This is a genomic window from Actinomycetes bacterium (assembly GCA_036000965.1).
Lineage (GTDB): Bacteria > Actinomycetota > CALGFH01 > CALGFH01 > CALGFH01 > DASYUT01.
This window is the reverse complement of the sequence record DASYUT010000061.1, coordinates 1-6,744: the sequence shown is the minus strand read 5'-3', so window position 1 is coordinate 6,744 and position 6,744 is coordinate 1. Positions and strand designations below refer to the sequence as shown.

The window sequence follows — 6,744 nt, the reverse complement described above, 5'->3', positions numbered from 1 at the left end:
CCGCGGGTCGTCGCCGGACAGGAACCCGGTGATCGCCAGCATCAGGTTGCTGGCGTCCAGGTCGTCGCCGTCGAACGCCTGGGTGTAGGCGCCGGCGGCATTGCTCCAGCCGTGCTCCAGGATCGCGGCCCGGATCTCCTCGCGGGCGGCGGTCCAGCCCCCCACCCGGTCGGTGGCGCCGAGCGGGCCGGCCAGGGCGACCGCCCGGTCCCGCGCCACCCAGCACATCAGCTTGGAGTACAGGAAGTCGCGCGGCTCGCCGCGGATCTCCCAGATGCCCTGGTCCTTCTCGGTCCAGCGGACCGCGGCGGTGTCGGCCGTCAGGAACCGGCGGGTCACCGGGTCCAGCCCGCCGAGCTGCTCCACCAGCCGCTGGGCGGCGCCCAGCAACTCGCCGTAGACGTCGAGCTGGCGCTGGTCCCAGGCGCCGTTGCCGACCCGCACCGGGCGGCTGGCGCGCCAGCCGCGCAGGTGCGGCAGCTCCCGCTCGGTGAGGTCGCGCTCCCCGCCGATGCCGTACATGATCTGCAGGTCGACGCCGCGCTGCAGCTGGGAGGCTGCGGCGTCGGCCAGGAAGCCGAAGAACTTGTTGGCCTCGTCGGGGCAGGCGGCCACCCACAGCGCCTCCATGGTGAGGCTGGCGTCGCGGACCCAGGTGTAGCGGTAGTCCCAGTTGCGCTCCCCGCCGACGGTCTCGGGCAGCGAGGTCGTGGGTGCCGCCACGATGGCCCCGGTTGGCTGGAAGGTCAGGGCCTGCAGCACCCGGCCGGAGTGGTGCACCAGCTCCCGCCAGGGTCCCTGGTAGGTCTGGTGGATGGCCGACCAGGAGCGCCAGCCCTCCAGGGTGTCGTCCAGGCGGGCGGCGATCTCCTGCTGGTCCCAGGCGGCCAGTGCCGGCTCCCACATCCGCCCGTGATGCAGCGCGAAGCCGGCGGTCTCGCCGGCCCGCAGCGTGAACCGGGCGGTGGCGGTGGCGCCGTCGACCGAGAAGGCGACCGGCGCCGACAGCAGCAGCCGGTCGGCGCCACCCCGGGCGGCCAGCCCGCCCGGGACCGCCTCCAGCAGCGGGTGGATCAGCCCGTACTCGGGCCGCGGGGCGTAGCCGACCTCGAGCTCGACCGCCCCGCTGGTGCAGGCGACCCGGCGCAGCAGCACCCCCGGGGAGCCGGCGCCGAGGTCGTGGCCGCGGTCGTTGCGGCCCAGCGCCATCGCGTCGAGCAGCACCGCCACCCCGGTCGCCGTCTGGAAGGTCGTCTCCAGCGCCATGGTCTGGTCGAGGTAGGCGCGGCCGGCCTGGAACTCGCCGGCCGGCCGGATCGCGAAGTGGCCGGCATCCTGGTCCAGGAGGCGGCCGAACACGGCCGGCCCGTCGAAGCGCGGGAAGCACAGCCAGTCCACCGAGCCGGCCCGGCTGACCAGCGCGGCCGAGCGGCAGTCCGACAGCAGGGCGTAGTCGCCAATCGGCAAGCTGCTCATCGTAGGTTCCTTTCTTCGTGCTAGAGGCCGTAGGCCTCCAGCAGGTGGAGCCAGACCTCGCTGACGGTCGGGAACGACGGCACCGCATGCCACAGCCGCTCGACGGTCGCCTCGCTGACCACCGCCACGGTCGCCGCGTGCAGCAGCTCCTGCAACCCCGGGCCGGTGAAGGTGGCGCCGACCACCACCCGCCTTGCGTCGTCGATCACCAGCTGGCTGGTGCCCCGGATGCCATTGCCGAGCGTGTACGCGCCGGGCACGTCCCCGGTGGCGGTGGTGACCACGGTGACGTCGAGACCCTGGCTGCGGGCCTCGGCCTCAGTCAGCCCGACCGCGCACACCTGCGGGTCGGTGAACGTGACCCGCGGCACGGCCCGCTGGCTGGCCACGTCGGTCACCTCGCGGCCGAGGATCACGGCGGCGGCTACGCGGCCGTGGTACTTGCCCATGTGGGTGAAGGGTGCGAGCCCGTTGCAGTCGCCGATTGCGTACAGCCAGCCGCCGTCCACCCCAACGGCCCTCAGCCGATCGTCGACCAGTACCGGCCGGCCGGGCTCCAGCCCGACGGTCTCCAGGCCGATGCCGCTGGTGGCCGGTCGCCGGCCGACCGCCACAAGGATCTCGTCGCCGACGAGCTCGCGTCCATCCTCCAGGCTGGCGATCACCGGCCCGTCGCTGCCCTGGCGGCGGGCGGCGGTCATGCGCGCACCGGTCACCACGGCGATGCCCTCGGCCTCGAACGCGGCCCGGACCTCCTCGCTGGCGAACGGCTCCTCGCGGAACAGCAGCCGGTCGGCGCCCTCCACGACGGTGACCTCCTCAGATCCGAGGCGCCGGAACGCCTGCGCCAGCTCGGCGCCGACCGAGCCGCCGCCGAGCACCAGCAGCCGCCGCGGCAGCTGCTTGGCGGCGGTGGCCGTCCGGTTGTCCCACGGACGCACCTCGCCGAGCCCCGGGATGGGCGGGACGAGCGGGCCGGTGCCGGTGGCCAGCACCACCGCCTTGCGGGCGTCCAGCCGCCGGGTCGACCCGTCGCGCTTCACCTCAACGACCCGCTCGCCGGCCAGGCGGCCCACCCCGCGCACCAGCTCGATGCCCTGCTCCCGCAGCCAGGGCAGCTGCCCCTGGTCGTCCCAGTTGGCGGTCATGTAGTCGCGCCGCGCGAACGCCGCGGCGGTGTCGAGCTCGCCGGTCACGGCCTCGGTGGCGCCGGGGGCCCGCCTGGCCGCGGCCAGGACGTCCCCGGGTCGGATGAGCGTCTTGGAGGGGATGCACCCCCAGTAGGAGCACTCCCCGCCGACCAGCTCGCGCTCCACCAGCGCCACCCCAAGGCCACCGTCGGCGCAGCGCCCGGCCAGGTGCTCGCCGGCCGGGCCGGCACCGACCACGATCACATCGAACACATCGGTCACGTGATACCTCCTCCGCGCACGGGATGATGGTCGTCGCACGGTTAGCGAAGCAGTCTCAGGAGCCGCGCGTTCGTTACGACCTGGCGACCGCCGCACGGTGTAACGCGGCGCGCGCCTTGAGGACTATCGAGAAGGCGGAGCGTCTGCGAGCTGCCGGGTGGGAGCGAGGACGATCCGCGGGTACTCGTTCACCGGAGCTGGTCCAAGGCTCCTGGCCGTGCTCGACAGCACCTGTAAGCAGGGATGGGCGGGATGAGCGCCGAGGAACTCACCTGCCAGGAGGTCGTCGAAATCCTGAACGACTACCTGGAAGGCGTCATTGCGCCTGACGACCGACTCCGCCTGGAGGAGCACCTCATGATCTGCGAGGGATGCCGCAACTCCCTGGCCCAGCTGGAGACCACCATGAGGCTGACCGGCGGCCTGACCGAGGAGACGGTCCCGGCCGAGGTCATGGCGCCGCTCCTCGAAGCGTTCCGGGGCTGGCGCCGCGAATGAGCGCCGTCCCTCCCGAGCCGTGGACTGCAAGTTCCTGCTCACCGACGGAGTCGCCCCGGTCACCGAGTCTGGTGACTCGCGCCGCAAGCGGACCGGCTGTGGGAGCCTGCGGCGGTATTCCTCTGCGTGTGGGGCTCGGCGCCCGGGGGCAGCGTCGCCTCCACGGATCCTCCAGCCCCGTTGAGGTTCTCCTCGCCCGGGGACGGCCGCCTCCTCGTTATCCGACTGCGTGCTGGTGTCCCTGCCGGAAGAAGTCGAGCGCCCCCGCCACCGAGCTGATGGACTCCCACGTCACCGCGGCACCGAAGGGCTGGTTCCAGAAGGCATTGTCTGTGGCCGGCAGGTCCAGCCCGGTCGGCCCGACGTACAGGTACGGCTCGGGGACTTGGCCGTCGCCCGGTGACACGCCGTAGTTCACCTCGCCGGCACGGATGCCGACGTCGAAGTGTTCTGGCCACAGCGTCACGCCACTTGGGCTGGTCGTCGGCGATCTCGAGCGTCAGCCGGCGCAGGGCCTCGTCGCCGAGCGCGTACCAGTCGGCCAGGCGCTGCGCCGCGTCGGCGTCGACGATCAGGGGAGCGTCGAGGTCGCAGGGCGTGGTCGGCTTGAACACGCTGGAGGGTGCACCCGGTTCGATGCCCACGAGCTCGCCCGCAGCCCGCAGCGTCGTGATCGGAGCGCGTCGCTCCTGACCGCCGGCGCGGAGCACCAGCTGTCCGTGCTCGACGGCGATCGTGCGGCGGTCGTCGCCGAACGGCGGCGTGGCGAAGCCACCATCGACGACCTCCAGCCCGATGCGTCCGGTGCTGCGGTGCCGTGCGGCGCAGAGCACGTGCTCGGCCAGGGCGTGGAACGACTCGCGGGTCTCGGCGAACTGCTGGGGGAGCGTCATCTGCCACCTCGCTGGTCCTGCGCACCGCGCGGATGCGCGGCTCCTGTCGGGCGCAGCGCGAGCGCCCGACCCGTCACCGGTCAGTCTGGCCAACCGGCGTTCCGTTACGCGCCCGCCAGCAGCTGGATCCAACACGAACCCGGCGCACTCCATCTGTAACGGGTGGGGTTGATCGGTGACTACCCGTCAGCAGCCATCACGACCAGACCCGAGGCTCCTCCAGCCCGCGGAGCACAACACATGCGCCATGCAAGCCTGATCGGGGAGTTCGACGCCAGCACCCACGGCGCCTTCCAGGAGCACGACCCGGAGTTCGCGGCCGTGCTGGGACCAGGCCCTCGGCTGGTGCGGGTCGTGGAGACCGAGTCCGGACACCTGTCGGTGGTCGCCGACTCCTTCAACAAGCCCAACGGCCTGGCGTTCTCCCCCGACGAGCGCTACCTGTACGTCGGCAACTGGGACCCCGAGCGCAAGGTCGTGATGCGCTACCAGGTCGACCGCTCGGGAGCCGTCTCGGACGGGACCGTCCTGTTCGACATGACCGGCGCCGATGGCGAGGACGCCATCGACGGCCTCAAGGTGGACCAGGCCGGCAACCTCTACGTCTGCGGCCCCGGCGGCATCTGGGTGCTGTCGGCCGACGGCGAGCACCTGGGCACCCTGCGGCTGCCGGAGAACCCGCACAACCTCGCCTGGGGCGACGACGACGCACGAACGTTGTACGTGACCGCCATGACCAGCGTCTACCGCCTGCGGCTCAACCTCCCCGGCATCCGCCCGCAGTAGCGGGAAAGGAGAACCCATGAGCAACGGCCTGATCCCCGGAGCGGTGCTGCCCGACTTCGAACTCCCCGACGACCAGGGGACGATGCGGCGGCTGTCGCAGCTCCAGGGTGAGGACGCGATGATCCTCATGCTCGGACGCGGCGAGCACTGCCCCCGGGAGCGCCAGCACCTACGAGAGATGGTCACCTTCCACCAATGGTGCGCGGTCGCCTTCACGGAACTTGTGACCGTGCTGCCGAATAACCTGCGCGACACCAACAAGATGCGCATCGCGACCGGCGCCTACTGGACCTTCCTCGCCGACGCCGACCTGCAGGTGCAACACACGCTGGACATCCGCGAGTACACCGACCCCCACCACGACGCCACCGTCCCCCACACCGTCGTGCTGGCGCCTGGGCTGGTGATCGACAAGGTGTACGTCGGCTACTGGTTCTGGGGCCGGCCCTCCACCCACCAGCTCTGGGCGGACCTGCAGGACCTGTTTCGGCGCACCAAGGCGGACTTCGACCCGACGCGGCCTGAGGTGCGCGCCGCCTGGGAGCAGGCCCAGACCGCCGCCCCACCGTCCGGCGAGCCGCAGCCGACGCATGCCTAGCCAGCGACCACCGCACCGCACCAGGAGGACGTCATGAAGGGACTCGACGGAAAGGTCGCCATCGTCACCGGCGGCAGCTCCGGCGTCGGCCAGGCGATCGCCATCCGGCTGGGCGAGGAGGGCGTCAACGTGGCCATCAACTACGTCGGGCCGGTCGAGGGCGCCGAGGCGACCCGGGAAGCCATCGAGCAGGGCGTCGACATCTGCATGAAGAAGATGAGCGAGAGCGGGACCCGTCCGATCCTGGTCCACGCCGACGTGGCCGACGAGGACGACGTGGCCCAGATGTTCGAGCGCGTGCTGGACGAATACGGACGGCTCGACTACCTCATCAACAACGCCGGCATCCAGATCGCCGCCGACACCCAGCTGTTGCCGGTCGCCCATTTCGACAAGGTGCTGGCGGTCAACCTGCGGGGCGCCTTCCTCTGCGCCCAGCACGCGGTCCGGCACTTCCTGGACGCCGACCGGCCAGGGGTCATCATCAACGTGTCCAGCGTCCACCAGCTCATCCCCAAGCCGCGGTTCGTCGGCTACTCGGTGTCCAAGGGCGGCATGCAGAACCTCACCCGGACCCTGGCGCTGGAGTTCGCCGCCCGCGGCATCCGGGTCAACGGCATCGGTCCGGGCGCCACCGTCACGCCGATCAACCGGTCCTGGATCGACGATCCGATGAAGCGGGCCATGGTGGAAAGCCACATCCCGATGCGCCGCGCCGGCGATGCCGAGGAGATGGCCGCCGTCGCCGCCTTCCTGTGCTCCGACGAGGCTGCCTACATCACCGGCCAGACGGTCTTCATCGATGGCGGCCTCACCCTCTATCCCTCGTTCGAGACGACCTGGTCGTCGGAGTGATGGGCGCATGACCGACACCGAGATCCCCGACGCGCAGGCCGACACCGGCGTCTGGTGGCCGTCCCGCTACGGTCCCGACGACCAGGCCGGCGCCCTCAATGAGATCACCCCCGAGGGGGTGCTCCAGGCGGTGGGGCTGGTGCGGCGCGGGCAGGTGTACGACCTCGCCCACGTCCTGCACCAGGACATCCCGGCCTTCCCCGGGCGCACCTTCCGCCAGTACCTG

The 6,744-nt window shown here is 71.6% G+C and carries 9 protein-coding genes; 6 read left to right on the top strand and 3 right to left on the bottom strand.

The genetic code is table 11. From position 1 onward, the window contains the following. Together VG276_04595 and VG276_04590 are read right to left on the bottom strand one after the other, a co-directional pair. Nucleotides 1-1,476: glycoside hydrolase family 15 protein (locus tag VG276_04595; protein ID HEV8648682.1), on the bottom strand; the 1,476-nt coding region annotated here is incomplete at its 3' end. A gap of 20 nt (nucleotides 1,477-1,496) precedes the next feature. Beyond that, nucleotides 1,497-2,888 carry an NAD(P)/FAD-dependent oxidoreductase gene (locus VG276_04590; GenBank protein HEV8648681.1) on the bottom strand — a complete coding sequence of 464 codons (1,392 nt, stop codon included), beginning with the start codon at nucleotides 2,886-2,888 and terminating at the stop codon, nucleotides 1,497-1,499. A 252-nt stretch (nucleotides 2,889-3,140) separates the two neighbouring features. On the opposite strand from VG276_04590, the gene VG276_04585 reads away from it, so the two are divergent. After that, nucleotides 3,141-3,386 carry a zf-HC2 domain-containing protein gene (locus tag VG276_04585; protein HEV8648680.1) on the top strand — a complete coding sequence of 82 codons (246 nt, stop codon included), beginning with the start codon at nucleotides 3,141-3,143 and terminating at the stop codon, nucleotides 3,384-3,386. Between the two features lie 217 nt (nucleotides 3,387-3,603). Here VG276_04585 and VG276_04580 read toward each other — a convergent pair whose 3' ends face one another. After that, entirely contained in the window at nucleotides 3,604-3,852 is a 249-nt protein-coding gene (locus VG276_04580; protein HEV8648679.1) for a hypothetical protein, read from the bottom strand. Between VG276_04580 and VG276_04575 the strand changes: the two genes are divergently transcribed. From VG276_04575 to VG276_04555, 5 genes are all read left to right on the top strand, one after another. Further along, a complete protein-coding gene (locus VG276_04575) occupies nucleotides 3,818-4,438 on the top strand; it encodes a hypothetical protein (protein ID HEV8648678.1) in 621 nt (206 codons plus the stop codon). The genes VG276_04580 and VG276_04575 overlap by 35 nt on opposite strands. Nucleotides 4,439-4,519: 81 nt before the next feature. Then, nucleotides 4,520-5,065 carry an SMP-30/gluconolactonase/LRE family protein gene (locus VG276_04570; GenBank protein ID HEV8648677.1) on the top strand — a complete coding sequence of 182 codons (546 nt, stop codon included), beginning with the start codon at nucleotides 4,520-4,522 and terminating at the stop codon, nucleotides 5,063-5,065. 16 nt (nucleotides 5,066-5,081) lie between these two features. After that, nucleotides 5,082-5,663, top strand: coding sequence for a redoxin domain-containing protein (locus VG276_04565; GenBank protein HEV8648676.1), 582 nt, complete (start codon nucleotides 5,082-5,084; stop codon nucleotides 5,661-5,663). A gap of 33 nt (nucleotides 5,664-5,696) precedes the next feature. Continuing rightward, on the top strand, nucleotides 5,697-6,518 hold the full coding sequence (locus VG276_04560) for a glucose 1-dehydrogenase (protein ID HEV8648675.1): 822 nt from the start codon (nucleotides 5,697-5,699) through the stop codon (nucleotides 6,516-6,518). Nucleotides 6,519-6,525: 7 nt separating this feature from the next. Continuing rightward, nucleotides 6,526-6,744, top strand: a 219-nt coding sequence (locus VG276_04555) for a hypothetical protein (GenBank protein HEV8648674.1), incomplete at its 3' end; no start/stop codon positions are given.